Below are 25,597 nucleotides of genomic sequence, written 5' to 3'. Positions count from 1 at the left end.
TCATAATCCCTTCATCCATTTGAAGGGATTTGATAGTTTATTGTGGAAAATGATTCTATATGAAGATTCTTTTGCATGATATATGACTTGATTGATTTTAATTTCCGATTTAACACTATTATTTATTCAATAAAGGAGGAGCTGGTATCCTTAAATTCATTTTGATTGGCTCACTACTTGCCGTGATTGCTTTTTTTATCTATTTTGAGCCATTCCGTATTGAACCCTACGACCCCGACGTCGAAGTAAACGGTAAACCAATTCCGACTGTCCAAGGTTCTTATTGCTGGTCTAGTTTATTCAGTGCTCAATGTGCGGACATGATCTATGTGGATGCTTTACACATGACTGAAAAAAGTAAACCCATCATCGTCTCACCCTCTGACAAAATTCATCTCTCGTTTGATCGTAAACCCGATACGCTCGAAGTCGTACGCTGGGATTCGAAAACGAAAAGTGAACAGGTTTCATTAAAAAACGACATTCTTATCGCACCTTCTGCTCAAGGTACGTATACCTATGAGGTCATTGCGCGATGGAACGAACATGGTGACGGTCTATCCGCCTTTTTGATTCAAGTCCGATGAAACCCACCCACTCAAACGGGAGATGAATAATAATGCGTAAAGGTTTTCGACTCTGGCTTCCCTTGCTCTCACTTGCCGTCTGTCTGTTCAATGCCTTCGACTACGACGACAAAAATATCTTGTTGTTTCTGACGAGCCCTTTTTTCTGGCTTCTTGAATCACAATCTTTTCTTGGAACATGGCTAGATTCCTTCCATGTCCCGCTGTTCCTGATCTACATCCTGACCTTGATCAGTTGGTTCTTGATCGGGTTACTGATTGATGTCATTCTTTCTGTTTTGTTTAGAAGATCGTCTAGACGCATCCATGATTAACTGAGGAGGAAAATACATATGGGACCAACCAATGACATGTGGGTGTGGGTATTATTCTATGCTTTCTTTTTCATCACGCTTATCAGTGCAATCTTCGTCGCGATCAAGCATCCAGCCTTGAGAAAAGCGTCGATCCGAGCGATGGTAGCCATGCTTTTTCTGTATGCACTATTCATTTGGAACTCTTTGTACCGTCTTGACATTACAGAGTTCAGACATTTTTACGAAGGATTGACGACACTGCGACCGTGGGCATGGATGTGTGTCTTCTTGTTCGCCTACACATTAAAGTGGTGGTATCTCGTGTTTCTTCACACCCGTCGTCCGAGTCCCTCTTCACATGAGGTACAGCAATGAACTACATTTCTGAAAACCTTTAAAGGAGCTATCCGATATGAAATTACATCGATTCGCATCCGTTTTTTGTCTGTCGACCATCGTTTGGACGACAGCGGGTTGTACCATGATGGAAGAACAAGCAACACCGCATGTAGCACAAAAAAATGTCGCATCACCTGAACAAGTGAACACTTCCTTGAAGAAAGCAACGACCGACTCCAAGAACCAACAAGCAATCGAATTAGAAAAGCAAACGGAGCGCGTCACGTTAGGTCAAACGAAAACGTACGACCTTTCTTCCTTATTAAGCAAACACCGTGTCTCGATTGATCCGCAGTATTTCTATCAAAACCAGATCTTCTACTTTGACCTACAAGAAAACAAGAGTGTCATCTATACATACGATACGAAACGACAGCACAACAAAATCGTCCATGCGACGAAGAATGCAATCCCGATGATGACGGGTACAGGTGCGTTTTTACTATGGGTCGAAACAGAACAGCCGACAAAAACCGGAGTCAAATGGTCGATTCGTCAATTGAACATTACGACGAATCAGGTGACGACGCTGGATACTGGAAAAAGTCGCTTCGATACATCTCCTCCGAGAATCGATGTCACGTCAACTCGCGCGTCCTGGATCACGCAAGAAGCGACTGCACAAAAAACGGTTTCCACATTAAAGTCGTATTCGTTAAAAACCGGAAAGATCACACCACTCCAGTCCTTTATCTTAAAAACAGGAAAGGCACGAGACGGTCTATTCACATACGAGCACCGCGATAGCGATGACGGGGTTACTTTATTCACGTCTCACTTTAACAACGGAAAGAACGTCCGTGTGCTTGAGACGCTGGATGGTGCCTACAAAAAAGAGATATCCGGATTAATTGATTTCAGTCGCAACGGTACCTATCTCGCTCTTGGAACAGAAGGCGACGCCATGTTCCAACCCATCGGATTGGACGAACAGGCGCTGAACTATTCTGCTTCGAGCGCCCAGACGACGATCGACGGCATTCAGTTCCTCTCAAATACACAAGTCATCTTCCGCGAAGGCATCCATCAGTTGATGTATGCGGACTTAAAAGCGAAGACCGTCGCTCCTCTGACGGACTTTGAAGAGTTGGTTTCCATTCCTCTTTACCATGACGGTGTACTAGCGTATAGCATCATGAATGGAACAAAAACGACGTACCATCGCGTAAAAGTAGCGAAGTAATCTCGTCTGCTGAAACATAAAAATGAATGGAGCGGCCGTCATGCGCCGTTCCATTCATTTTTCATCTTTGTACCTTACTTGACTCAACCGCCTCAAACGACCAACTTCCTTGAATGATGAGTGTTCTCTGACGCTCGATTTCTCGGACTTCCAGTAGTCCCTGTTCATTCGTATAGAAGAAGTGACCAAATAACGGCTGACAGTAATACTCTTGATCTTCATCCAGCAGAAGTAGCTGATCTCCTTTGACTGTCAGACCAAACGAAATCGCTCCGTTCGAATACACTCCTTCAAAAGAAGAGACGTTTATTCGAGGTTGCATCAGCTGTTCGGAGTCCATCCGTTTACAGGTCTGACCGTTCAGTACGATGAACGGAGTCTCCTCTTCCTCGTCGATTACAAAACCAACTGTCATATCTGGTTCCCCGTCTGCATTCTGTGTAAAGTAAAGATTTTCGTCAAAAGCATGTAACATCAGTTCAGTTCCATTCAGACGTATCTTGAGATGATGACCGTCCGCGAAGATCTCCGCTAATCCGTTCAGATTTCCTAAGTAATGACCGGTGTAGGACTTCCATTTCGAGCGATTTGGCGTCTTCTTTGGCAGTATCTCTTGGCTCGATTCAGTTTCGAGTAACTGATCCAGGATATCGTATGCTAAATCGATACCGTAATCCTGACTCGACATCGTGACGATCGCAAGGTCCTGCTCAGGTGCAGCCAACATGAAACTCGTATATGTACCGATCGCTCCGCCATGACGAATCGTTTGTATTCCCTTGTATCGTTCCGTGATGAACGATAATCCACATCCGAGTTGTTGCAGGTTATATCGACTCACTTGTGACGTCTGCATCTCGTCAATGGCAGAGGCAGTAAGTATTGGCTGATCGTCTATTCGTCCCGCTTGCAGATGTAGCAACAAAAACTTCGCATAGTCTACCGCTGTAGACATCGCAAACCAAGAGGGATAGTTCGCTGCATTGTCATAGAAGGGTCTGACGACGACTTCGCTTGATTCTGTTCGCTCATGACCTAATGCCAAAGGAAATGTCATCGCCATCAGCGGATCATAGAACGTCCGCAACATGCCTAACGGCTTAAACAAGATTTCCTGCATCAAATCCGGGAAATACGTTTTCGTCACGTATTCGGCAACATACCCTGCGATGTTATATCCATGATTGCTGTAGGAAAAAATCAGTCCTGGTGGAGCAATTAATGTTAGCTGTGGCACATCTTGTTTGATGTACTGTTCCAAAGCATCCAAGTCACGACTGCCGACCATGTCCGTACCATCCGGTAGCCCGGCGGTATGACTTAGGAGCATTCTTAACGTGATAGTCTGAGCAGCTGCCGCGTCTTGTAACGTAAAAAATGGAACATACGATTGGATTGGAACATCTATATTCAATTTTCCTAAATCAACGAGTCTCATGATTGCGGTCGCCGTCAACGGTTTACTTAACGATCCAATTCGAAAGAGCGTGTTTGCCGTGACAGGAACGCCACCCTCCTCCTTGTTCGTTACACCGAAGCCGTTGGCGTAGACGACTTCCCGTCCTCGGACGATCGCCATTGAAAACCCGGGAATGGATTGAGAGACCAGTTCTTCCTGAATCTGTTTTTCAAGCGCAGAAAACATACAGTCAACCCCTTCATCTTTAGCATAATTCTCCTTTTTAATCATACCATTATTTAGGTGGTTGTTCCTTCTACTATTTACGAGGTCTCTCATATCCGCTTTAAATAAGATTGCGAAAATTCATTCCATCCCTCATAATATGAACATACGTTCTTATTATGAGGAGGTCCATCATGCAGCACCTTCATACCAACCCGACATATTCAATTTCTCAACACACGTTATACTCAACCCTCAGTCTTTCGATGAACGAACTCCTTTTCTTTCACGACACGTCCTCTACACCCAGTACTAACCAAATCGAAATCGTCCTGTTTATCGTGTTGCGCGAACGGATTCCATTGTATTTGCAGACAACAGAAGATGCCGAACCTATATCGGAACACGTGTATATCGAGGAGATCGATTTTCAAAAGCGTCAGCTTACACTTTGTCGAATCCATGATGCATCATTAACACGATATTGCTACGTACAGGACGCTTCATCGTTAGCGACTCCACGACTCTTAATTCATCCCGTGTAACCGTTCTCTACATGAAAAGATGCCGTCATCCTCTTGGTATGAAAGAGTTGACGACATCTTTTTTCATTTTTTAAATCTTCCACTCGAAACAAATAGATTGTAAATATATATGTTTTTGTCAACTTATGAATTTATCGATACGAACGTTCAATTACGAAGTTCGTCTTATCCCCGCGGAAGTAAGATCGTGAATATTCAATGATCCGACCTTCCTGATCCTCTGTCACCGTCTCGATATAAAAACATGGCGCATTGATCGGACATTTGAGATGACTACTGATGGATTCATCCGCAAGGACGATTTCGAGTGACTCCGTCGTTTTCGCCACTTGGATATTGAAGACCTTCGATAGCGTATCAAACAACGAATGTTCTGCTTGTTCCTTTGTGATCCCTGGAGCAATCGACCACGGGATATATGAGATCTCATATTGTGTCGGTTCACCGTCAGCATGACGAATCCGTTCAATTTTCTGGATGGGTGCTTGTTCTTTTACAGGGAAGACTTCCGTCAAGACGTCGGTCGCTGAGACGACGGATAATTGTATCAACGACACCTCGCCCCGCTTTCCCTGCACCGCTAACTGAGCGGCGTAGTTGTTCGGTGTATGCGACAATGTCTGCCGCACTTTTTTACCGGCGACGAACGTCCCACGCCCTTGCTGTCGAATCAGATACCCTTCAAGCGTCAACTGGTTCAACGCACCTCGAACGGTCGTCCTACTGACATCAAATTCCTCACAAAGTACATACTCGGTCGGGAACTTCTTCCCTTCTTCGTAATAGCCTCTCTTGATTCGCGACAGTAACTCTTCCTTGATTGCCGTCTGTAACGTCGATTGCGACATACCCCCACCTCTTCCTCTAGTCCTTTGTGCCTTTATTGTGATACAGACACCATACAAATGCAAATACAAATCATAATTTGTTTTATTTGTATTTTTATATTGCCCTAAGTTGTATTATTTGTTACATTTGTTACAACAAAAAGAAATCGCTTTCATGAGGAGGAATTCACAACATGCCACTCAAGGTTGTCATCATCGGTGGAGGCTCCAGCTATACACCGGAAATCATCGAAGGTTTCATCTTGCGTCACCATTCCTTTCCGGTCGACGAGGTCGTACTTGTCGATATCGAAGAAGGAAAAGAGAAGCTCGAAACCGTTGGCAAACTCGCACAACGGATGATTGACAAGTCTAACGTGAAGATCGCACTTCGTTGGACACTCGATCGAAGAGAAGCGCTCCGCGGAGCCGACTTCGTTTCGACGCAAATTCGGGTCGGGGGTCTTGCGGCACGTGCGCTTGACGAGCGCATCCCACTGAAGCATGGCTTCATCGGGCAAGAGACGAATGGCGCTGGCGGTATGTTCAAGGCGTTCCGGACGATTCCCGTCTTACTTGAGCTCGCTGACGAGATGGCGGAACTTTGCCCCAACGCCTGGTTAATCAATTTCACCAATCCTGCAGGAATCGTGACCGAAGCACTATTGAAACATTCCAAGCATCAGAAGGTGATCGGTGTCTGTAACATCCCGTTCAACATGCGGAACTCCGTTGCTGAAATCCTGCACGCCCCCGTCGAGCACGTCTCGATCGAATTCATCGGATTGAATCACTTCATCTTCGGTCGACAAGTCTTAGTGAATGGTGTGGACCGGACGGCAGACGTTCTTGCTGCATTGAATCAAGGGAATGACTACTCACCAGCGAATATCGTCGGACTCGGCTGGTCGGAGTCGTTCCTGAATTCAATTAAAATGTTGCCGAACCCGTACCATCAGTATTATTTCCAAACGCGTGACGTGCTCGCTAAAGATTTACAGGCTTACGAAGAGAATGGGACACGCGCTGAAGTCGTCCAAGAAGTCGAGCGCCGACTGTTCGAGCAATACCAAGACGTATCGCTCGATGTAAAACCGAAGGAGCTTGAGCAACGCGGTGGAGCCTACTACTCGGATGCAGCGTGTAACTTAATGGACTCGCTCTATAACGACCGTGGTGATATCCAAACCATCAATACGCTGAATCAAGGGACGATCCGTGACTTACCGGAAGAGGCGGTCATCGAGGTCAACGCCGTCATCACAAAAGCCGGACCGCGACCTCTGTCGATCGGTAGCTTACCACTCCACGTGCGTGGACTGATCACGAACTTAAAGACATTCGAGCAACTGACGATTCAAGCCGCCGTATCCGGGAAGTACGAGGATGCTTACCTCGCTGCCCTGATGAACCCATTGATCCAAGACGAAAAACGAATCGACGCTTTACTTGAAGAGCTGTTTCGCGCGCATCACCTGTACTTACCCCAATTCCAACTTAAGGAGGTTCTCTCATGAACAAGTTCATTGAAATCGCCGGACGGATCGGTTCCCAGCGCCATCTCGTCGCCATCCGTGACGGGTTCGTCTCCGTCATGCCGCTCATCATCGTCGGTTCGCTCGCGATCCTGATCAATAACTTCCCTGCCATCCAGCTCGGCAGCTGGTCGCTCGACTTCGTCGGCTCGATGAACAACGCTTTTGGTGAAGGCAGTTGGCAACGGCTCGGTGGCAACATCTGGAATGCCTCCTTCGCGATCCTCGGCTTATTGGTCGCTTTCTCGATTGCCTATAACTTGGCACGGTCCTACGATATCGACGGTCTTGCCGCTGGTATCCTGTCGATCGCGTCTTACGTCATGCTTGTTCCGGTCACGAAGGACTGGGGACTTAGCTTCGCTTGGCTCGGCGCACAAGGCTTATTCGTTGCCATCATCGTCTCGCTCCTCGTGACGGAAGCGTTCCGCCTTCTCATCCATACGAAGCTGACGATCCGGATGCCGGACGGTGTGCCCGGTGGTGTCACCCGATCGTTCCAAGCATTGATTCCTTCAATGATCATCTTGACGATCGTTGCTGCAATCCAGTTGTTCATTCAAATAAAACTCGAACTCAGCATTTTCGAAGTCATCTTCAAGGCGATCCAGCAACCGCTTCAAGGCTTCGGTGATTCGCTTGCCGCTGGTCTGATCATCGCCCTATTGAACCATGTCCTCTGGTTCTTCGGATTACACGGCACGAACATCATCGGTTCGGTCATCGAGCCGATCTACCTGCCGCTGATCGAACAGAACTTAGCTGCATTTCAAGCTGGCGCCTCCGCCTATGACGTCCCGTACACGGTAACGAAACCGTTTCTCGATGCGTTCGTCTTCATGGGTGGCTCTGGTACGACATTGTCACTTCTACTTGCGATCTTCATCGTCATAAGGAAACAGCGCAATCATCCCTATCATCAAGTCGCTAAGCTATCCGCTCCAGCTGGTCTGTTCAACATCAACGAACCGGTCATCTTCGGCATGCCGATCGTGCTCAACCCGGTCATGTTGATTCCATTCATTCTTGCACCGGTCGTCTTGACGGTCGTCTCATATGTTGCACTATCAACCGGAATGGTTCCAAAGACGGTCGCCATCGTACCATGGACGACACCACCGATCATCAGCGGGTATCTTGTCACCGGTGGCAGCATCCGCGGTGTCCTGCTTCAGGTGTTCAACTTGACGCTCGCGACGCTCATTTACATCCCGTTCGTCGTAGCAGGAGCTCGCGCCATGACTGCCGAAATCAATCGAAACAAAGACAGCATCCACGAAGGAGAGAAAATCAGTTGAAGACAGAATCAATCCAACAACTATCGTTCATGATCATCTTACATGCCGGAAATGCACGCTCGAGTGCTTTTGAGGCGATTGCTGCTGCCAAACGCAGTGACGAAGCACTTGTCCAAGCGAAACTCGAGGAAGCTGAGACTTCGTTTCTTGAGGCACACAAACTTCAGACAGAACTTTTGCAAGAAGAAGCACGAGGAACGAGCAAGGAGATGAGCGTCCTACTCGTCCACGCTCAAGATCACCTGATGACAGCGATGACGGTCAAGGAACTGGCGACTGAGATGATCGACATGATCACGAAAATCAACCGACTGGAGGAAACAACATGAACATCTTACTCGTCTGCTCAGCGGGCATGTCCACTTCGATCTTAGTAGAAAAAATGCGCACGGAAGCTATAGCACGAGGGCTTGACGCAACAATCGAAGCAGTACCCGAATCGCGACTAAAAGAACATACGACGATGGACGTCATCTTGATCGGTCCACAAGTCCGCTACCTCGAGAATAAAATCCGTTCAGCAGTTAACGTGCCGGTTGCTGTGATTGACAACATGGCATACGGGTTGATGAAGGGCGATCAAGTGCTTGATCAAGCACTCTCGCTGACCGGCACGGCACATGCCTAAAACGCGTGTAATCGTCAATGCGGACGATTTCGGTTTGACGACGGGTATTAACCAAGGCATCATCGAGAGTCATCTCAACGGTCCCGTCCATTCGACGACGCTGATGATGAACGGACATGCGGTCGAAGACGCCGTTCGACTTTCTCAGCAACACCCCAACCTACATGTCGGCGTACATCTCGTGCTCTCTTGGGGAAAACCGCTCGCGTCGACAAGTCAGTCGTTAACGAAGGAGGATGGAACATTCCGTTTCACAAGTCGCTTTTTGAAGGAAGTGCCACCGGATCCTGAAGACGTCTACCTGGAATGGAAAGCCCAGATCGAGGCTTTTCTCGCTACAGGTCTGCCGCTGCACCATCTAGACAGTCATCATCATATCCACGGCTGGTCCGCGATCAACTCTGTCATCATCGAGCTCGCAAAAGAATATCAAACAACATTTCGTGCTACGGGGAACGCGAAACACCAGGATCTCTGGCTAACAAATCGCTTTGATGATCGGTTTTATGGAGAGGGCGTTTCGTATGCAACACTTGATTCAATCACACCCGGTTCATCTGTTGAGGTCATGGTGCACCCTGCCAACATGGATGCGCTACTTCCAAGCGTCACGTCTTATGTGAATCAGCGACTCGTCGAGAAAGATTTTTTAACGAGATATACTCCACCGGATTGGTGGACATGAAAACAACATCCCTACTTCCTTGTCGAACCAAGGAAGTAGGGATGTTGTCATTTTTAAATGAAACATTGTGCTAAGTAATTACGTTATTATTTGGAATTAATTTTACAGACACATTATTTAATGGCATAATAATGGTAACCTTTTCATAAGGAGGAGATCTATTTGAAAAAACAACTTGCTTTTGCCGGTTCTTTTGCGCTCTCAGCTATCACGATCGTCATCATTCTTAAATTAGTTGGAGTAGATCTCTAAAGCAATCACTCAAATGATGTAGATTTTCAAATTAATGATTCAATCGCTGTTATGATGCATCGTCTTTCGATCATCTGTAACAGCTTTTCTAGGTTTAATGCTGTGGAACGATCGGAAGTGATGAATTGAAAAAAGTCGGAATGAACGTTTTAATTGTCTCACTCTTATTAGGAGGACTGCTATTTTACTTAGAAGTCCGATACGATGAACGATTCGAGCAGCACGTCAGCACTAAGGTTGAGACTTATGTCGAGAAAAAATACGGTCCAGCTCGTGTCGTCTCACTCCACTCTGCTTACGACGACAAACACCGCGATAAGGAAAAACGCTATAAGATTGCCGTAAAAGTACAGGGGCAAGGGCTCCAAAAAGAGGAATACTTGCTATATCGTCTTCAAGACGACCGAGTCGTCGAGATGGGCACGACGACTAGTTTGCCGAAGCGAAACTAGAGTTCGCGATGATAACTTGTTTCTCACTACATAACATGAAAAGTCAGCTGATTCCTTTTTTAGATGGAATCAGCTGACTTTTTTATTTAATCTGTTTTATGACTCCGAAATACCGTAAGCCAGTAACAGTAAATATGACATCATACAGAACGTAATGAGATGGATGCCGACGAATCCCCACTTGAGTATTCGATGCTTCGTTTTGTACCCTGTGTATACGCCGACTAACGGAACGATAAACAGAAGCAGGATATAGACAGTTCCAAACCCTTTCAGACTGACTCCGCTCTTCATCAGGAAAAATAAGAAACAAAAACAGATGAATGCAGCTAACGAAAAAATACTGTAACGATTCATAAGCCCTCCTCCACTACAAACACAGCTTAGCGTCTTACCGTCTGAAGATTGAAGTATTCCGATAGCGGCACGATCCGCCCCTGTTCATGCCAGTTCCGATATGCTTCAAAAACACGTAAGACGTCCCCGTCATACCGTTCCTCGATAAGATGGTGGATCGCGAGAAAGCTCCGCCAATAATCAAACATGATACTCGACAGACTACCGGTATAGGAGGCACTCCCAAATTGATCAATCGAGCGCGCTCCATACTCCTCCTGAAAGAGCTCGACCAATTCTGTCTCAATTGTCGTAATTCGCTTGAATGCTTCGTCCGACAACAAATGCTTTCGGGGCAGGTACTCACACATTCCCTCTTCGAACCAGATCCCGTCTGCTCTCTCATCGTCGAATTCATCAACGAACAAATCCAAGTGATGCGTCAGTTCATGACCAGCAATCGACAAGACGTGATCTTCCGCGAGTGTTTCGTAGAACGCTCGAATATGCGGTACGTCCTTCCCGTCGAGTTGAGACAAAAATAACGTTCGCCACTCTGCAACGTCTGGTGATATGTAGATCAAGTCCTTATTCGTAAATGCTGGAATCGGAATGTCCGAGAAGACGGTCGTCGCGAGTTCCGCTGACGTCCAAATGATTCCTTTCGGCACGTCGATCAGTTGATACTTCTCTTGTAAGATTGTTTGATACTCGTCTAACCGTGCTTGAAAGCGATGCGTGACCGCTTCGTATTTGTCATAGTCCGTTTTTGTCTCAAACGCAAACAGTTGTTTCATGTTCTCTATCACCCTCCATCAAAAAAATACGATTTCATTTTAACATATATTGGATAAACATAAAAAAACCACCTGACCCAGGTGGTTCGATGAATCATTCGTTTGCTATTAACACGACGACGTTACCAAATTTTTGTCCGGAGTCAACGTAACGATGGGCTTCGACGATCTCATCAAGGGAATAGATATGGTCGATAACGGCTTTAAATCGTCCCGCTTCAAACAGTTCATTCAAATAGTGTAGATCCTCTTTCCGTTCTCTCGCCACACCTTGCCCCGCGACAGATACAAAGGCACCGTTTTGTTTGACGTGCCGTTTCGCTTGCGTCTTATTGATCTTTCCGGACGCATCGAAGACGGCATCGTACTTCAGCAACAATCCATCGTAGCCGTCCTTTGTATAATCGATGACGTGATCGGCACCGAGCGCTTTGACCCGCTCCGCGTTTCGTCCACTACAGACAGCCGTCACCTGCAGCCCTTTTGCTTTGGCGATCTGAACGGCAGCCGTCCCGACAGCGCCCGACGCACCGTAAATCAAGATTGTCTTCATCTGATCGATTTGGAGTTTCCGGAAGAAATGAAGCGACGTCGTACCACCGAACGGGAGACAGACCGCTTCCGTGTACGATGCGTGCTGCGGTATTTTTGCAATGCAACGTTTCTCAGACACGCACGCATATTCGGCGTATCCACCGAAGCCAAATCCGGTCAAGGCATGAATGCGGTCTCCGACTTGAAACTGCTTGACGTCCTGACCGACTTCGACGACTTCACCGGCAAGAACGACGCCAAGGATCGGTTGTCTCGGTCGCTTGAAGCCGACAGCCAGACGCATTGGAAGCTTCCCCAACAGTGGAACATCGAGCGAACGCATGCGACGATCTCCGGAATGGACGGCAGATGCATGTACTTTAATGAGTAGATCGTTTGATTTTGGAACCGGGCGTGGTACCTCTGTGATGTGCAAGACGTCAGGGGGTCCGTAGCGGGTACAGATGGCTGCCTTCATCGTATTTCCTCCTCTGATCGAGATGATGGTATTCCTTTAATCATACGCCGATTTCAATCTGAATTCCTGTTGTTTTGGAGTAAGAAAGTTTTTTAAATTCGCATCAATCAGTATCACAACTGGTAAAATTTATATAATAATACGATTTCATCTAACCCTATTAACTGACGAAAGCAGGTGCTTGGTTCATGCCGACACGTCGTTGGCTTTTTGCTTTTATTCTATTCCTTTGTATACCGCTTAGTGCCTGTACACACGAGAATGATGCACGTATCGTCGAGAAAGTTACAGGGGATACGTTATTCGTTGCTTCAAGTGAACAACATCCGGACGAGCAGTATGCATTGACAGAGATTCGCGTCACAACGGACACGATCGTGTATGGCAAAACGGATAACACGTCTGCCATTCAGACGGGTGACACGATTCAAGTGACATTTGCAAAGGACTCGATTGTCGCGACCGAGATCCGTCGAACGAAAAAATAAGAAAGAGGGATTATCCATGATTGTTCCAGTACTCCGCCATCTACGCAATATTTTCATGAGCATGAGCCTCATCTTCGGTTCATCCTATTTTTTTCAAAGAAGTTATGGTGATGAAATCACCGGTTTGTTTTTCATCGGAATCATAGGTGCGATTGGTTTTTGTATTACCCTAGGACTACTCTGGTATCTCAAACGAAAAGAATCGCACGGTTTTTAATAAGTTTGTCAAAGGAGACACAATCATGATGGCACGTACGAAAAAATTACACCTTATTCAGTTGAAGGTACTCTTCGCGCTTCTGATCACGCTCTCGATGATTGGTGCTGTTTTCGCACCTCATTCTGTCGATGCAGCGACTAAGGAGTATACATCTTACAAAAAGCTAAAACTCGGCATGACCGCGACAGACGTCGCAAAGTCGCTCTACGGAAAATCATATAAGAAATACATAAAAAAAGAACATGGCGTCACGACACTCAATCATGATGTAGTATTGAATGAAATCAAAGACGACTATGCTTTATACGCTTTCTCATTTTATCCGTACGATGAAAAAAACGATCATTGGTCTTTACAGCGCATGCATCTGATCTTCAAAACGATACAAGAAGGTCACACGTTATATCTTGCGCAAAAGGAATACACCCCTAAAACGCCTTCGAAAAAACGACTCTTGCCAGGAAAGAAATTTAAACCAGGCATGACGATAGCTGAATTCGATCATATTCTTTCTGGTAAGGGGCTAGGTGTCATGACGGCTCACCGCACAGAAGATTACTCTAAGATTGGAAAAGCTTTTGATGACAGTACAGTCGTGTATCCAGAAAAACAGACATCGCTCTTTTACTCGTATCGGAATCCAACGGGTGATGATTGGATGATCGTTGAATTTAAATATGATTTCGATCAAAAGAGATATATCGCTCAAAAATAACGAGTATTCATCTTCGGATGAATACTTTTTTACTTTTAATTGAAATTGATTGAATCTTTTTACAGAAATATTCGTAAAAATCTGTATACACGAAAGGAGCTCGACACACATGTATGATTTGTTATTGGCCGTTGGTATTTGTCTCGTTGGCTATTGGTTCTACTATGTCTTCTTACTCGGATTCAAAAAAGGAAATATCGTCATGACGTTTAACGAGCGGTTCATCCATCATGAAGACCATATTCAAGCTGTTAAGCGAAGATTAAAGGATGACGGTCGCCACTTCGAGTATCTTGGAGATCGAAAATTCATCGTCGATGGAAAACCGTACCTGTTCATGGAACGGACGGTTCCAGGGGACTTTGGACCTCTGCAACAGACGATTCTAAAAGGTCAACGTAAAGCGTTCTAACCAAAGCACCGCTCCTTCTGTCGACGACAGAGGGAGCGGTGCTCGTTTCATTCAAATGTTATTCAGGTGTATGTACATCCAATTCATCCATGACGCGTCGAATCGCGGGCAATGAATGCTCTAAATCAATCCAGGTTTTAAAATAATACTCGAAAAAGACACCTTGGTTCCGCATCCGTTCTAATGTATTAATCGGATCTCCTTCGGTAACCCAATCTAGGTTCTCAAAATTTGTATAACTATCCGTACACGATACGTCCTCCTCGTGAATGCCTGACTCTAAATAATCATTCGAACAGGTCTCATTTTGTACATCGATTTGTCGATAAAAATCACGAAGTCCTTCCTTTGGACGATTGATATGGTAGGACTTACCCGTTTGATAACTCTCCTGGTAATACCATTCCCACAAGATGACCCATTTCCAGACCAACCCATCGATTAGATAATGGCCGATTGCCCGGTCCATTCGGCAAAAGTTAAACCGAAACGTCCGTTCACCAAAGTTCGTCTTCAAATCAAGGACGACTTTGATATCATTGGTTTCCGGCGGATGACCGAAAAATAAGATGCCATGCTCGAATCCTTGTGCAAACTCCTCGATTGACTGGCGTCTACCTGCTTTATCCTCAAAACTAACGGTAATCGAATCGAACTGAACGATTGATTGCTCCATCTTTTTTCCCCACCTTGTATATGTATTCAAAAAAGTGAGCCTCGAGCGAGACTCACTTTTGTTCGTCATGACGAGACGACTTCTCCACCCGTCAAATCGATATGTCCTTCTCCCCATGCGCACATCGCGTCAAGAATCGGCTTCAGCGACCAGCCGTACTCGGATAACGAATAGACGACTTTCGGTGGGACTTGTTCAAAGACCGTCCGGATGATGACGCCGTCTTCTTCTAACTCGCGCAATTGTTGCGTCAGCATTTTTTGAGTGATTGTCGGCATCAGCTTGCGGAGCTCACTCGTCCGACGCTCGCCTTTAATCAAATGACACATGATGACGACCTTCCACTTTCCACCGATGACTTCAAGTGTTGCTTCGACCGGGATATTGTATGGCATATATGTTCCATCCTTTCGTGATTCCGTTAAGGGCATAGGTACTTTTTAGTGCCTATCGTACTTGAAAGTGCGTACTTCCCAAGCAGATTAGCTGGCTATATGATAGCAATTGTCAACGGAAAGTACAACCTCCTTTTAGACCTTGCATCTAAATGAAGGAGTAGGGTACTTTTTAGTGCCTATCGCACTTTAAAGTACGTACTTCCCGAAATGAAACACCCCGGTTATGCTGGGGTCATGTCAATCGGATCATGTTCGGTCGGGCCCACTGAACACGATCCCTACTGAAATCATTTTTAGGAGGAATCCCCATGAATCAATTAAACTCACAGATCCAGGAGGAACAGTTCCCAAGAAACGGCGGACTTGCCCTACTTGCCTTAGCAATCAGCGCCTTTGGGATCGGTACGACGGAATTCGTTCCCGTCGGACTGCTCGCAGCGATCGCTGGTGACTTAAATATCGGGATCACACTCGCTGGTCTCATCATCTCTGGTTACGCGATCGGTGTCGCTGTCGGTGCTCCGATCTTGACAGCACTAACGAACCGAATGAATCGGAAAACGTTACTGATGGCATTAATGGTCGTCTTCATCGCTGGTAACCTCGTCTCAGCGATTTCACCGACGTTTGAATTGTTGATCGTCGCCCGTTTCATCACTGCTTTCTCACACGGTGTCTTCTTCTCGATCGGTGCGACGATTGCCGTCCAGCTCGTACCGGAGCATAAAAAAGCGAGTGCCATCGCCTTGATGTTCACAGGTCTGACAGTCGCAACGGTCACAGGTGTACCACTTGGAACATTCATCGGTCAATCGTTCGGCTGGCGCGCGACGTTCTTCGCGGTTGCTGCACTCGGTATCATTGCGATCATCGCAAGCTTCTTCTTGATTCCAAAAGACTTGAAACAATCACCACCTGCTAAGTTCTCCGACATGTTCAAATTGTTGACGAACGGACGCTTGATGCTCGGCTTCTTGATCACTGCCCTCGGTTACGGTGGAACGTTCGTCGCCTTTACGTACTTGACACCAATCATGCAGGACGTCACGAAAATCAGCCCGAGCTTGATCAGTATCATTCTGCTCGTCTACGGAATCGCGGTTGCGATTGGGAACACGGTCGGCGGAAAACTCGCGAACGGTAATCCGATCAAAGCGTTGTTCTATATGTTCATCATCCATGCCATCGTCATGATCGCCCTCTCGTTCATGATTCCGTTCAAGGTTGCCGGTATCATCGGTATCATCTTAATGGGACTCCTTGCGTTCATGAACGTCCCTGGACTCCAGCTCTATATCGTTCAGTTGGCTGAAAAATATGTCCCAGCTGCAGTCGATGTTGCGTCTGCTTTGAATATCGCAGCCTTCAACATCGGGATCGCACTCGGAGCAACGATTGGTGGTCTCGTCACCGATACGATCGGTCTCGTCCACACACCATGGGTCGGCGGGATCATGGTTATCCTTGCCGTCATCTTGACTGGTGTCTCGCGTCGTCTCGAACATCAATAAGGAGGACTACTATGTTGAACGATCATGCAAGTTATCAGCGGATGTACCGGGAGGGCGAGCTCACGCTCGGTCTCCACGTCCCGCTTGAAAATTTCAAGATGCGAACACCGACGCTTGCCAATCAAGTCGAGCTCGCACAAAAAGCAGAGAACTATGGTTTTACGACCCTCTGGTTACGCGACGTCTTATTGAAGGATCCTTATTTTCTTGATCCGGCTGTCGGACAGATTCATGACATGCTGATATACGGGACGCACCTCCTCAGTCAGACGAAACAGATCGCCCTCGGGACGTCAGCACTTGTCCTGCCACTCCGTCACCCGTTACGCTCTGCGAAAGAAGTCGCGACGATTAATGCGCTGTTCCCGGAACGTTTGATTCTCGGTGTCTCGTCCGGTGACCGGCAAGCCGACTTCCATGGACTTGGTGTCGATCATCCGAGCCGTGGTGCTCAGTTCAAGGAAGCACTGCAAGTGATGGAGCAAGCTTTATATGAAGATTATTCGCAAATCAATTCGACGTACGGGGAAGTCCGTGGTGCGACACTCGTGCCACGACCAAAGAAAAAAATCCCAACGATGATCACTGGTTTCGCACAGCAGGATATGGACTGGCTCGCAAAAAACGGCGACGGCTGGATGTATTATCCGCAAGGACCGTTCGAACAAGCACGTGCCATCGAACAATGGCGTGCAGCGAGTCAAGCAGCCGGTAATACAACGTTTCGTCCGTTTTCGATGCCGATGCATCTTGATTTATCCGCTGATCCAAATGAAGAAGCGACACCGATTCGACTCGGTTTTCGGATCGGACGCAATCGACTGATCGAGTTGCTGGAATTGTATCGTGAGCTTGGCGTCAATCATCTGTTCTTCGCCCTATTCGACGGTGAGCGATCAGCGGAAGATGTCATCGATGAACTCGGAACGTACGTCGTGCCGCATTTCCCTCCCTTATCATAATGCCTTACAAATCACTTTATAATTTGCATGAAACCCAGTCCCTTTTCGGAACTGGGTTTTATGTCGTTTCTTTGCACATCACGTCGAATACATTCGTCCACTTTCGGGCATTGTTTTTTAACCAATTGCACATTCCGAACATTTATCTCTTTACTTTTGAGTTCTTATGACCTTATAATAAATTCAAGATAACAATTACCTTAAAGGAGGAAGCGCTGTTGACACTACTCATTGCTTTTCTAGCCATCGTTTTCATCATGCTCGCCCTTGACCTTGGAGTCTTCCATCGTAAGGCACATGAAGTTTCGCTTCGGGAGGCCTGGACGTGGACGTTCGTCTGGATCGCGATTGCCGTCGCCTTCGGTGGCTGGCTCTACTTCGATCAAGGAAGTTCCGCTGCGATCGAATATACGAGCGTTTATTTCATCGAGAAGGCTCTCGCGATTGATAACGTCTTCGTCTTCTCACTCGTCTTCGCATACTTCGCGATTCCATTGAAGTACCAGCACAAAGTCTTATTCTGGGGTATTCTTGGTGCAATCTTCTTCCGCGTCATCTTCATCGTCGCTGGTGTTTCGTTGCTTGAGAATTTCGCTTGGGTCTACTACATCTTCGGAGCGTTCCTCGTCTACACGGGTTGGATGATGTATAAAAACATCGGTCAAGAGACGTCGCTCGAAGAGAACAAAACGATTCGTTGGTTAGAGAAACGTTTACCGATCACGCAAGACATCTCGTCTGGTAAGTTCGCAAAACGAATTGATGGGAAACTGTTCTTCACGCCGCTCTTGATTGCTCTACTCTTCATTGAAGTATCGGATATCGTCTTCGCCGTCGACTCCGTTGCAGCAAGCTTCGCGTACTCGCGTGATCCGTTCATCATCTTCTATGCGAACATCATGGCGATCCTCGGACTCCGGAGTCTCTACTTCGTCCTCGCGAACTTGATTGATCGTTTCTACTATTTGAAACACGGTCTCAGCTTCATGCTCGTCTTTATCGGAGCGAAGATGATTCTCGGTGATGTCTACAAAATGCCAATCTGGATGTCGCTCGGTACGATCGTCCTCGTCATCTTGATTAGCGTCTTCTACAGCTTCTACAAGACAAAGCCAGGAAAATAATCGATCGTAATGCAACAGGGAGTGGATCCGTTGATCCACTCCCTGTTTGTGTTAGCCGACCTGTTCGAGCCGACCTTGATTGATTCGGTAGACAGAGTCACAAAGTGCGTCGATGTCCTGTTGATTGTGACTCGTCAAGATGATCGTCTTCCCTTCTTTTTTGAACGACAACAAAAGTTCCCGCAGACGCAAGACACTATCGTGATCGAGTGCGTTGAATGCCTCATCCAAGATTAAAATGTCCTGCTGTTCCATGATGGCTTGCGCGATTGCGAGCTTTTGTTTCATTCCGAGCGAATATTGTTTGACCTTCTGACGATTGCCAGGCTGTAAGCCGACGGTCCGCATCGCTTGTTCGATGTCAGCATCTGTGATCACTTTTCGGATTGCTGCGAGTTGCTTTAAGTTCTCAAACCCTGATTTATGGGCGATATAACCCGGTCGATCAATGATGACGCCGACGTTTTCCGGAAAGCGTCGTGTCGGACCAAGCTGTTCATTCCGGACGGTGATCGTTCCCGCGTCCGGATGGATGAAGCCGCAAATCATCTTGAATAAGACGGACTTTCCTGAACCATTCGGTCCCGTGATGCCGACGATGTCTCCTTTTTGAATCGTCAAATCGACGTCTGCGAATAACGGATTGCCTTGATACCCTTTCGTGACCTGCTCGAGCTTGAGCATTTCCATGATACGTCCTCCTTATATTCGTATGCTTTTTTGAAACAGAACATATAACCAGACAAGTGAAAGCCCAACATAAATTAACAAAACGATCATGAGATGCATCAGACTAAACGACTGCAACTGGGCGAATCCATTCAATCCGGAAGGAAAGATGCCATACCGATTGAAGTTGGGCAGTAAGAAAACCGATAAGACGCCGAACAAACCGAGCATCGCGTATCCATCTGGGAATTGCCACAGCAAGATGAAGCTGAAAAGAGAATAAAGCATTAATTGTAGCATCGAGATGCCAAACAGTTGCAGCAATAATTGCATCGGTGAAATCGATAAAAGGCTAGTCGAAAGCGATAGCGATACGCCTTGCAGCATTCCGATTACCATCGTTCCGAGGATCAGAAGTGAGAGAGCAAGTAGATAAAAACGCCCTTCTTTTACGAAGACATGGAGTGCCCATTTTTCGAGTCGTTGGTAACGCATCCACGTGTATGGTCCGATTGCCGTCATTTGTTCCTGCAGACGCAATTGACTTAAGTAAGCGAGTCCGAAGAAAAGTATCAGATGTGACACGAGTTGCAGAAACGAACTGTCCTCCGCACTGACACCGTAAAACACGACGACGAACAGATCACCAATCGTTTGCAGCTCAGTTGACGCTCGACTACTACTGAGGAAGATGTACAGACTAGCAAGCATCGCATAGACGAGATACGGTAATAATTCCTTTCGCGAAGTCAATAGTTGACGGAGCGATTGAATCCATTGTGTTAGTAGATAGATCAGCGCGATCGCAAGACTGAGACCAACGAGTGCCACCCAGGGTTGCATTCTGAAGGATATAGACCCAACAGAGAAATACGTGGCGGGTGAAAAGAACTCCCCTACTCCAAACGATGATTTAAAACTAAAGATACACCAAATCACTACCCCTGCCGCCTGAAGCAACAAGCCATTACGCTTTTCGTGCAACAGAAACATAAGACACATCAATCCATGTAGGACAATGCTCACAAGCAACCACAGAATCGGTTGTAATAAAATCACTGACAGGGGTGAATGGAAAGTCGCAATGAGATGATGACTGTTGTTACCACTCGTTGCAAGTTGACTGTATGGACTCCACTGCAACGTAAACGGTTGATCAACGGCACTAAGAAGACTCAGCAACAAGACGAATCCGAACAGTGTCAGGACAGCGCGTACATACCGTTTTGTCGAGTAGTACACCCAGTTCCGAAATGAGCCAACCCGAATCAAAATCGTCGGTTCATACTGCTGTTCAATCGTTCGAAACGAGAGGAACAGCAGTAATGGCATCAGGAAAAAGAGTATTAGGTACATATTATTTTGAATCGCAAATGTGATGTCCCACGCGTTGACGTCTTTGCCGAATTCTTGTGCCTCGGACAGAACTACTTGTCGTCTATACCATGCGACGTAGCTGATCACGAGGATGAATAGACTATTCAGTACAATCGAAATGTTTCGTGTCCTCTTCATGATTGGAAGATCCACTCCGGTTTCGGTCGAATCATCGTCAGATAGAGCGTAATGTTAACGACAACCAAAATAGCAAACGGCACGAACACCGTCCAAAGCGGTTGTTCCGTGATATTGAACGGAAAGACCGTACTGACAGGGGAGAACTGTGGTGCTTGCATGATACCCGCGACAAAATTGAAGATATGATAAGCGACGAATGGTAACGAAATTGCGAGATAGACTTGTTCGAGCGCCAAAATCAACAGATAAGCCAGCGTCGCATACGCGGCTCCGTTGAGTCCAATCCAAGCAGCATAGAGGACGGCATAGAGTAACGGATGAATGTCCGCCAAGAACGAAAATGCATTTGAGGTCTCATACGTCTTTTCGCTGAGAGACCAATAGTCAACGAGACCGATGATTGGTTCGACATAATGAATGAGAACGAACGTCACGATTGTCATTAAAAAGAATACGATTCCTGTCAGCATCGCATTGACGAAACCGACCGCAAGAAGATAATCCTTTAGACTCGCACGCGTTCGGACATATGTAAGATAGTTATCCTTGTATTCAGCGATGAAGATTGGCAAGAAAATTAAGACCGCTAGTACCGGAAACAGCATCGGGATCGTTCCTGATAGCGTCTCCTCGAACACTTCGATCGGTAAGAAGAACTGATAGCCTTCATAAATGAAACTGAATTGAAGCACCGGTAACCCGAGAATGATCAGAAGATATAACACGCATCGTTTCACCGTGAATGCTTGCGACCAAATGAGCTTGATTTGCTGCAACATATGACCCCTCCTATTTTCGTAATGCCCAAAACCAATAACCCAGGACGTTAAAGAATACGACTGAGACGATACTTAATAGATGCAATCGTCCTGCATGATGGAGCTTGATGATGCTCCAAATGACCGATGTCACGAGATAGATCGTCATGCCGATCAGCGCGAGCACGGCACCGAATTTCGTGACGTCAAAGCTTTCTGTCGTCGTCAGGTGCTGTTCGTCAATCAGATACATGCCGTGTGAAATGAACAACTCCGGTAACCATATCGATTTATGAATGGTGAAATCACGTGATGACGCCGCGTCTTGTCCGGAAATCGATACCAGCAACAGATGATCTTCTAAACTACGTTCATACGCTTCGATTGAGCGTTCATTGCCATAAAAGGCATCCGCATAGGTGAGCGACTGATGCTGGCTCAATATCATCGTGCCGATAAAGAACAATATCGTCGCAGCGGCGATGCTGATTCCGATGCGGAGCAACCACGAAGCGAACGTCCGCTCTTTTCGATAGACCCACGTCAAGAGCTGATCGACATGTTCCTTGCTACCATAGCGATACATGGCAAGCTTCGTCGCTTCTTCTTCCGAATAACCTTGAATCATCAAGTCTCGCACCGATTGTTCGAGATGACTTCGCGTCTCTTACATGACGTCAATGATTTCCGGATCCGTCACATCCGCATCTTGATACAAGTCACAGACGAAATGATTGAGTTTATTCAAGCGCACCGTCTCCCTCTTCAAGAAACTTCGGGAGTAGTTGCTTCAGAAAACGCCATTCGCGTCGTTTTTTCGCAAGAAGGATTTTTCCTTCAGTCGTCAGCGTATAATATTTACGTCGCCCGCCGCCCGCTGCTTCGTCACTCCAATAGGATGTGACGAATCCTTTTTTCTCAAGTCGTTTGAGTGACAAATAGAGTGTCGCCTCTTTCAGTTCGAACTGATCGTCTGACGTTTGCCGGATCGTCTTCGCGATTTCGTACCCGTATCGGTCTTGTTCGTTCAGCAACGACAAGATGATCGTGTCGACGTGCCCCTTTAACAGTTCTTTGTCAATTTCCATCCCGTTCAACCTCTTCCTATATTTGGTTTTATCCGTAACTTAACGATAAACCGAATTACTCTGTAATGCAAAGTACTTTTTACAACTTATGGGAATGAATCGACAAAAAGCACGCTCCTTTTCAAGAGCGTGCTTGGTCGGTTCAATTCAATAAGTCGTTTACTTTCTTCGAATCTTCAATAAAAGGCTTCGTGAACGCCTTAAGTGCTTTCTCATTATCGTAAGACGTAAAGTCTTTTCCATACCAATCGCGCAGTTGTTGTTTCGTAAAGTGATACGAAGCATCCTCGATCGTCATGTTGACGTGGTCGACATTCGGAATCAATGTGAACAGTGCTGTTGCATTGTAGATTGCCGTACGATTGCTTTTTTGTTCGACCTGTCCTTCTTCATATCCAGCATAACGTAACGTGAGTTGATACGGTTTATCCTTCGTCGACAGTTCCATTTTCTTCAACTGATCCCCATGCGGTAGCTGTTGGACGATGTCTCGTACTTTGCTGTTATCTCCTAGATATGTACCTTGTTGCTTAAATACATCGGTTTGTGTTGCGGCTGTTCCGCAACCACTGAGTATTAGCATGCCGCTCGCTAAGGCGATTGCACCAACTGTCTTTTCCATGTTTATTTCCCCCAATACGTTGACTCGTTCTCATCCTAATAAACGAACCAAACAAAGAAAAGTTTCGAAATAAAGGAAATCAACGCTTTGAAGAACTCGGTGATCTTAGTTTTAAGTAGAGTAGGCTGTACAAAGTACCTACACCTACAGCAATCAAAACTTTAATAAAATTAAACCGAGTGAACCCTTCAAAAGCGTACCCTTTTATCTTTTGAGCCAAAGTTGCTTCCGGAATCCAATCAATCGTATATCCGATGCTGAAGGATAAAAGCAAACTGAGGAATAAATAAGTAATGATGGCACTAAAAATAAATCTTTTGATAATCATGATATCCCTCTCTTTTTCAAAATGGAATAAAGCAACTATTCATTCATATAAAAAGTAAATCATTTAAAAAATATATAAAACCACAAGTCATTTCCCTATATAATGTTAATTACTATGTTACTCTATTATTATTCGAAAGTTCGAAAATCCAGCTATACCTATTTACGGAGGTCTTTGATGTTAAATCTATCTGCCTACCTACTAGTTACGCTTCTTTTATTCGCCCTGCTGACATGCGGATTTGTTTTTGCGATACGCCGGTTCATCAGAAAAATCAAATCGTAACTACGACAACCCGGTCTCTCAGACGAGAGAAGCCGGGTTGTTGTTCGTTTCATAGAGTTGTCGGATGCGATGCACGATGTCGTTTGCCGTTTCCGGTACAGGTGGCATCCAAAGCCCCGTTACTGGACCGTAGACGACGGGATTGATTGCCACCTCGTACCCACCATACGGATGTTCTTCCGCTGTCGGCAAATAACCGATGTAACCGTTCGTATAGCCTCCGAAAAAGGCGAGTTCCGTTTGACGCATCCGCTTTATCTGTAGCGCTGTCTCACAGAACGGCTCCATCGGGATGCCTGAGAACGAACCCTCATTTAGTTCAAACAATTGAACTTCGACCGGGATGGTGAGTGTTGTTCCCGATTGCTCTTGAACGTACGTTAACCAGCGTGCTGCGCTGACGCCCCAAGTCTGTTCAGCGTAAGTTGCCATGTCTTGTAATTGGTTTATCGTCGGTATTTCTGTTAAGCTCATCGGATAGATCACCGACTGAATCCGGTGATGCGTTAACGGTTGATACGACATGTCTGGGATCGTCGTTAAGACGTGTCCACTTAAAGCAAGCGCCATCTTCTGTAGGCTTTCTAGATCCCCGCGATATTTCGCATTGATATTCCCCGTCGCCCCTTAGACGATCACGACTGGACAGCCGAGTGCCTGTTCGAGGATCGTTCGAGTGACACCCGGATAATCACCGGATAAAACAACACTGTCTGATTTCAAGACGTTCGGATGCGCTGTACAGAAAACGAAGGCTCCGACGAGACACGCATTATCGGCACGTCGAACCAACAGCGTCCCGATTCGGTCATCCGTCACCCCAAGCGGATCCGTTCCCATCACCGCATGACCATTCCTTTTCTCCCGACGGTTGACGCCGAGTTTCCCCTGCGTCACACCCCAACCCATCTCGACCGACTGCATCGCTTCGCTTGCTTTGACGGCAGATACGATCGCTTGTTGCGTCAAGATCGTTTTATAGGCGACGGTCAACGGTTCAGTTCCCGCTGTCGCTGGACCTGAATGTGTATGCGTATAGACGACCATGATCTGTTCCTTCGAGACGTCTAGCCGGTCGGCGATTCCTTCACGGATGGTATCGGTATCTGCGACGAGCAAACCGATGTTATCGATGCTGACGAAAACCGATGTCGTCTGCTCACTTTCAAAGATGCTCGCTGTGACATATAGCGAATCGTGTATGCTCGCGACACCTTCTTCTCGGTGATAACCGATGAAGGCGGCACCGAGCGGCGGATTGATTACTTCCTGATGTATTCCAAAACGACTCATGTCTAACGTTCCCCCTTGAGTAACACACTATTTCTTCCATATACTAACATTAACTACAGTAGAGGAGGATATGA

31 protein-coding genes and 1 pseudogene are annotated in these 25,597 nt (G+C 46.4%); 17 read left to right on the top strand and 15 right to left on the bottom strand.

The features are described 5' to 3' along the window. The first annotated feature begins 161 nt into the window (after positions 1-161). Genes U719_RS07355 through U719_RS07340 form a run of 4 tightly spaced genes read left to right on the top strand, consistent with a single transcriptional unit; the run spans position 162 to position 2,465 of the window. Positions 162-587 carry a hypothetical protein gene (locus U719_RS07355; RefSeq protein ID WP_023468118.1) on the top strand — a complete coding sequence of 142 codons (426 nt, stop codon included), beginning with the start codon at positions 162-164 and terminating at the stop codon, positions 585-587. 32 nt (positions 588-619) lie between these two features. After that, complete coding sequence (locus tag U719_RS07350; RefSeq protein WP_023468117.1) at positions 620-901, top strand: hypothetical protein; 282 nt, start codon at positions 620-622, stop codon at positions 899-901. 18 nt (positions 902-919) lie between these two features. Beyond that, positions 920-1,258: a hypothetical protein gene (locus U719_RS07345; protein WP_023468116.1), complete on the top strand. Its 339-nt coding sequence runs from the start codon at positions 920-922 to the stop codon at positions 1,256-1,258. A 37-nt stretch (positions 1,259-1,295) separates the two neighbouring features. Further along, on the top strand, positions 1,296-2,465 hold the full coding sequence (locus tag U719_RS07340) for a hypothetical protein (RefSeq protein WP_023468115.1): 1,170 nt from the start codon (positions 1,296-1,298) through the stop codon (positions 2,463-2,465). 61 nt (positions 2,466-2,526) lie between these two features. Here the strand turns inward: U719_RS07340 and U719_RS07335 are convergent, their stop codons facing one another. Beyond that, complete coding sequence (locus U719_RS07335; protein WP_023468114.1) at positions 2,527-4,110, bottom strand: serine hydrolase; 1,584 nt, start codon at positions 4,108-4,110, stop codon at positions 2,527-2,529. 655 nt (positions 4,111-4,765) lie between these two features. Then, a complete protein-coding gene (locus U719_RS07325; RefSeq protein ID WP_023468112.1) occupies positions 4,766-5,482 on the bottom strand; it encodes a GntR family transcriptional regulator in 717 nt (238 codons plus the stop codon). Positions 5,483-5,655: 173 nt separating this feature from the next. Between U719_RS07325 and U719_RS07320 the strand changes: the two genes are divergently transcribed. From U719_RS07320 to U719_RS07295, 6 genes are all read left to right on the top strand, one after another. Beyond that, the gene (locus U719_RS07320) at positions 5,656-6,978 is read left to right on the top strand and encodes a 6-phospho-beta-glucosidase (protein ID WP_023468111.1); all 1,323 of its coding nucleotides are present in this window, start codon (positions 5,656-5,658) and stop codon (positions 6,976-6,978) included. Next, positions 6,975-8,294, top strand: coding sequence for a PTS cellobiose transporter subunit IIC (celB, locus tag U719_RS07315; RefSeq protein WP_023468110.1), 1,320 nt, complete (start codon positions 6,975-6,977; stop codon positions 8,292-8,294). Before U719_RS07320 ends, celB begins: the two co-directional genes overlap by 4 nt. A gap of 29 nt (positions 8,295-8,323) precedes the next feature. Continuing rightward, positions 8,324-8,623 carry a PTS lactose/cellobiose transporter subunit IIA gene (locus U719_RS07310; RefSeq protein WP_041255418.1) on the top strand — a complete coding sequence of 100 codons (300 nt, stop codon included), beginning with the start codon at positions 8,324-8,326 and terminating at the stop codon, positions 8,621-8,623. Continuing rightward, positions 8,620-8,922 carry a PTS sugar transporter subunit IIB gene (locus U719_RS07305; protein ID WP_023468108.1) on the top strand — a complete coding sequence of 101 codons (303 nt, stop codon included), beginning with the start codon at positions 8,620-8,622 and terminating at the stop codon, positions 8,920-8,922. Before U719_RS07310 ends, U719_RS07305 begins: the two co-directional genes overlap by 4 nt. Then, on the top strand, positions 8,915-9,607 hold the full coding sequence (gene chbG / locus U719_RS07300; RefSeq protein ID WP_023468107.1) for a chitin disaccharide deacetylase: 693 nt from the start codon (positions 8,915-8,917) through the stop codon (positions 9,605-9,607). The genes U719_RS07305 and chbG overlap by 8 nt, the downstream gene beginning before the upstream one ends. Positions 9,608-9,999: 392 nt before the next feature. Beyond that, complete coding sequence (locus U719_RS07295; protein ID WP_158408692.1) at positions 10,000-10,311, top strand: hypothetical protein; 312 nt, start codon at positions 10,000-10,002, stop codon at positions 10,309-10,311. Positions 10,312-10,407: 96 nt separating this feature from the next. On the opposite strand, the gene U719_RS07290 is transcribed toward U719_RS07295, so the two are convergent. The 3 genes from U719_RS07290 to U719_RS07280 all read right to left on the bottom strand — a co-directional run bounded on the left by U719_RS07290 (position 10,408) and on the right by U719_RS07280 (position 12,456). Further along, positions 10,408-10,668: a hypothetical protein gene (locus tag U719_RS07290; RefSeq protein WP_023468104.1), complete on the bottom strand. Its 261-nt coding sequence runs from the start codon at positions 10,666-10,668 to the stop codon at positions 10,408-10,410. A gap of 26 nt (positions 10,669-10,694) precedes the next feature. After that, positions 10,695-11,444, bottom strand: a complete 750-nt coding sequence (locus tag U719_RS07285; protein WP_023468103.1) for a collagenase — start codon at positions 11,442-11,444, stop codon at positions 10,695-10,697. A 94-nt stretch (positions 11,445-11,538) separates the two neighbouring features. Next, the gene (locus tag U719_RS07280) at positions 11,539-12,456 is read right to left on the bottom strand and encodes an NAD(P)-dependent alcohol dehydrogenase (RefSeq protein WP_023468102.1); all 918 of its coding nucleotides are present in this window, start codon (positions 12,454-12,456) and stop codon (positions 11,539-11,541) included. A gap of 188 nt (positions 12,457-12,644) precedes the next feature. On the opposite strand from U719_RS07280, the gene U719_RS07275 reads away from it, so the two are divergent. From U719_RS07275 to U719_RS07260, 4 genes are all read left to right on the top strand, one after another. After that, entirely contained in the window at positions 12,645-12,944 is a 300-nt protein-coding gene (locus U719_RS07275) for a hypothetical protein (protein ID WP_023468101.1), read from the top strand. A gap of 16 nt (positions 12,945-12,960) precedes the next feature. Next, complete coding sequence (locus tag U719_RS07270; protein ID WP_023468100.1) at positions 12,961-13,161, top strand: hypothetical protein; 201 nt, start codon at positions 12,961-12,963, stop codon at positions 13,159-13,161. 25 nt (positions 13,162-13,186) lie between these two features. Further along, on the top strand, positions 13,187-13,879 hold the full coding sequence (locus U719_RS07265) for a hypothetical protein (RefSeq protein ID WP_023468099.1): 693 nt from the start codon (positions 13,187-13,189) through the stop codon (positions 13,877-13,879). A gap of 109 nt (positions 13,880-13,988) precedes the next feature. Next, a complete protein-coding gene (locus tag U719_RS07260) occupies positions 13,989-14,291 on the top strand; it encodes a hypothetical protein (protein WP_023468098.1) in 303 nt (100 codons plus the stop codon). A gap of 58 nt (positions 14,292-14,349) precedes the next feature. Here the strand turns inward: U719_RS07260 and U719_RS07255 are convergent, their stop codons facing one another. Together U719_RS07255 and U719_RS07250 are read right to left on the bottom strand one after the other, a co-directional pair. Next, entirely contained in the window at positions 14,350-14,967 is a 618-nt protein-coding gene (locus tag U719_RS07255; RefSeq protein WP_023468097.1) for a hypothetical protein, read from the bottom strand. 65 nt (positions 14,968-15,032) lie between these two features. Continuing rightward, complete coding sequence (locus tag U719_RS07250; RefSeq protein WP_023468096.1) at positions 15,033-15,362, bottom strand: helix-turn-helix domain-containing protein; 330 nt, start codon at positions 15,360-15,362, stop codon at positions 15,033-15,035. Between the two features lie 311 nt (positions 15,363-15,673). On the opposite strand from U719_RS07250, the gene U719_RS07245 reads away from it, so the two are divergent. The 3 genes from U719_RS07245 (at position 15,674) to U719_RS07235 (ending at position 18,962) form a co-directional block, all read left to right on the top strand. Further along, positions 15,674-16,876, top strand: coding sequence for an MFS transporter (locus U719_RS07245; RefSeq protein WP_023468095.1), 1,203 nt, complete (start codon positions 15,674-15,676; stop codon positions 16,874-16,876). 11 nt (positions 16,877-16,887) lie between these two features. Continuing rightward, entirely contained in the window at positions 16,888-17,838 is a 951-nt protein-coding gene (locus tag U719_RS07240) for a TIGR03571 family LLM class oxidoreductase (protein ID WP_023468094.1), read from the top strand. Positions 17,839-18,056: 218 nt separating this feature from the next. After that, positions 18,057-18,962 (top strand): TerC family protein, encoded by a 906-nt coding sequence (locus tag U719_RS07235; protein ID WP_023468093.1) that lies wholly within the window; start codon positions 18,057-18,059, stop codon positions 18,960-18,962. Between the two features lie 51 nt (positions 18,963-19,013). Here U719_RS07235 and U719_RS07230 read toward each other — a convergent pair whose 3' ends face one another. From U719_RS07230 to U719_RS07195, 8 genes and pseudogenes are all read right to left on the bottom strand, one after another. Next, positions 19,014-19,652: an ATP-binding cassette domain-containing protein gene (locus tag U719_RS07230; protein WP_023468092.1), complete on the bottom strand. Its 639-nt coding sequence runs from the start codon at positions 19,650-19,652 to the stop codon at positions 19,014-19,016. Between the two features lie 12 nt (positions 19,653-19,664). Further along, entirely contained in the window at positions 19,665-21,146 is a 1,482-nt protein-coding gene (locus tag U719_RS07225; RefSeq protein ID WP_023468091.1) for a hypothetical protein, read from the bottom strand. Beyond that, positions 21,143-21,928, bottom strand: a complete 786-nt coding sequence (locus tag U719_RS07220; RefSeq protein ID WP_023468090.1) for a hypothetical protein — start codon at positions 21,926-21,928, stop codon at positions 21,143-21,145. The genes U719_RS07225 and U719_RS07220 overlap by 4 nt, the downstream gene beginning before the upstream one ends. A 10-nt stretch (positions 21,929-21,938) precedes the next feature. Then, positions 21,939-22,535, bottom strand: a complete 597-nt coding sequence (locus tag U719_RS07215) for a hypothetical protein (protein WP_144080698.1) — start codon at positions 22,533-22,535, stop codon at positions 21,939-21,941. 112 nt (positions 22,536-22,647) lie between these two features. Beyond that, positions 22,648-22,995, bottom strand: a complete 348-nt coding sequence (locus U719_RS07210; RefSeq protein ID WP_023468088.1) for a PadR family transcriptional regulator — start codon at positions 22,993-22,995, stop codon at positions 22,648-22,650. A gap of 142 nt (positions 22,996-23,137) precedes the next feature. Next, the gene (locus tag U719_RS07205; protein ID WP_023468087.1) at positions 23,138-23,617 is read right to left on the bottom strand and encodes a DUF4825 domain-containing protein; all 480 of its coding nucleotides are present in this window, start codon (positions 23,615-23,617) and stop codon (positions 23,138-23,140) included. 79 nt (positions 23,618-23,696) lie between these two features. Beyond that, positions 23,697-23,945, bottom strand: coding sequence for a hypothetical protein (locus tag U719_RS07200; RefSeq protein ID WP_023468086.1), 249 nt, complete (start codon positions 23,943-23,945; stop codon positions 23,697-23,699). A 303-nt stretch (positions 23,946-24,248) separates the two neighbouring features. Continuing rightward, positions 24,249-25,523, bottom strand: a pseudogene (locus U719_RS07195) (alkaline ceramidase). Positions 25,524-25,597 lie beyond the last annotated feature (74 nt).

This window comes from Exiguobacterium sp. MH3 (genome assembly GCF_000496635.1).
Taxonomy (GTDB): Bacteria; Bacillota; Bacilli; order Exiguobacteriales; family Exiguobacteriaceae; genus Exiguobacterium_A; species Exiguobacterium_A indicum.
The sequence above is the reverse complement of the archived record's forward strand: the minus strand, read 5'-3'. Positions and strand labels throughout refer to the sequence as shown.

Bases quoted from the DNA above. Each gene is read 5' to 3' on its own strand.
- U719_RS07295 (WP_158408692.1), top strand. From the start codon at position 10,000: ATGAACGTTTTAATTGTCTCACTCTTATTAGGAGGACTGCTATTTTAC.
- U719_RS07230 (WP_023468092.1), bottom strand. From the start codon at position 19,652: ATGGAAATGCTCAAGCTCGAGCAGGTCACGAAAGGGTATCAAGGCAAT.
- U719_RS07340 (WP_023468115.1), top strand. From the start codon at position 1,296: ATGAAATTACATCGATTCGCATCCGTTTTTTGTCTGTCGACCATCGTT.
- U719_RS07255 (WP_023468097.1), bottom strand. From the start codon at position 14,967: ATGGAGCAATCAATCGTTCAGTTCGATTCGATTACCGTTAGTTTTGAG.
- U719_RS07280 (WP_023468102.1), bottom strand. From the start codon at position 12,456: ATGAAGGCAGCCATCTGTACCCGCTACGGACCCCCTGACGTCTTGCAC.
- celB (WP_023468110.1), top strand. From the start codon at position 6,975: ATGAACAAGTTCATTGAAATCGCCGGACGGATCGGTTCCCAGCGCCAT.
- U719_RS07245 (WP_023468095.1), top strand. From the start codon at position 15,674: ATGAATCAATTAAACTCACAGATCCAGGAGGAACAGTTCCCAAGAAAC.
- U719_RS07205 (WP_023468087.1), bottom strand. From the start codon at position 23,617: ATGGAAAAGACAGTTGGTGCAATCGCCTTAGCGAGCGGCATGCTAATA.
- U719_RS07215 (WP_144080698.1), bottom strand. From the start codon at position 22,535: ATGATTCAAGGTTATTCGGAAGAAGAAGCGACGAAGCTTGCCATGTAT.
- U719_RS07320 (WP_023468111.1), top strand. From the start codon at position 5,656: ATGCCACTCAAGGTTGTCATCATCGGTGGAGGCTCCAGCTATACACCG.
- U719_RS07260 (WP_023468098.1), top strand. From the start codon at position 13,989: ATGTATGATTTGTTATTGGCCGTTGGTATTTGTCTCGTTGGCTATTGG.
- U719_RS07290 (WP_023468104.1), bottom strand. From the start codon at position 10,668: ATGAATCGTTACAGTATTTTTTCGTTAGCTGCATTCATCTGTTTTTGT.
- U719_RS07200 (WP_023468086.1), bottom strand. From the start codon at position 23,945: ATGATTATCAAAAGATTTATTTTTAGTGCCATCATTACTTATTTATTC.
- U719_RS07250 (WP_023468096.1), bottom strand. From the start codon at position 15,362: ATGCCATACAATATCCCGGTCGAAGCAACACTTGAAGTCATCGGTGGA.
- U719_RS07310 (WP_041255418.1), top strand. From the start codon at position 8,324: ATGATCATCTTACATGCCGGAAATGCACGCTCGAGTGCTTTTGAGGCG.
- U719_RS07335 (WP_023468114.1), bottom strand. From the start codon at position 4,110: ATGTTTTCTGCGCTTGAAAAACAGATTCAGGAAGAACTGGTCTCTCAA.
- chbG (WP_023468107.1), top strand. From the start codon at position 8,915: ATGCCTAAAACGCGTGTAATCGTCAATGCGGACGATTTCGGTTTGACG.
- U719_RS07220 (WP_023468090.1), bottom strand. From the start codon at position 21,928: ATGTTGCAGCAAATCAAGCTCATTTGGTCGCAAGCATTCACGGTGAAA.
- U719_RS07210 (WP_023468088.1), bottom strand. From the start codon at position 22,995: ATGGAAATTGACAAAGAACTGTTAAAGGGGCACGTCGACACGATCATC.
- U719_RS07305 (WP_023468108.1), top strand. From the start codon at position 8,620: ATGAACATCTTACTCGTCTGCTCAGCGGGCATGTCCACTTCGATCTTA.
- U719_RS07350 (WP_023468117.1), top strand. From the start codon at position 620: ATGCGTAAAGGTTTTCGACTCTGGCTTCCCTTGCTCTCACTTGCCGTC.
- U719_RS07265 (WP_023468099.1), top strand. From the start codon at position 13,187: ATGATGGCACGTACGAAAAAATTACACCTTATTCAGTTGAAGGTACTC.
- U719_RS07345 (WP_023468116.1), top strand. From the start codon at position 920: ATGGGACCAACCAATGACATGTGGGTGTGGGTATTATTCTATGCTTTC.
- U719_RS07275 (WP_023468101.1), top strand. From the start codon at position 12,645: ATGCCGACACGTCGTTGGCTTTTTGCTTTTATTCTATTCCTTTGTATA.
- U719_RS07270 (WP_023468100.1), top strand. From the start codon at position 12,961: ATGATTGTTCCAGTACTCCGCCATCTACGCAATATTTTCATGAGCATG.
- U719_RS07240 (WP_023468094.1), top strand. From the start codon at position 16,888: ATGTTGAACGATCATGCAAGTTATCAGCGGATGTACCGGGAGGGCGAG.
- U719_RS07285 (WP_023468103.1), bottom strand. From the start codon at position 11,444: ATGAAACAACTGTTTGCGTTTGAGACAAAAACGGACTATGACAAATAC.
- U719_RS07325 (WP_023468112.1), bottom strand. From the start codon at position 5,482: ATGTCGCAATCGACGTTACAGACGGCAATCAAGGAAGAGTTACTGTCG.
- U719_RS07225 (WP_023468091.1), bottom strand. From the start codon at position 21,146: ATGAAGAGGACACGAAACATTTCGATTGTACTGAATAGTCTATTCATC.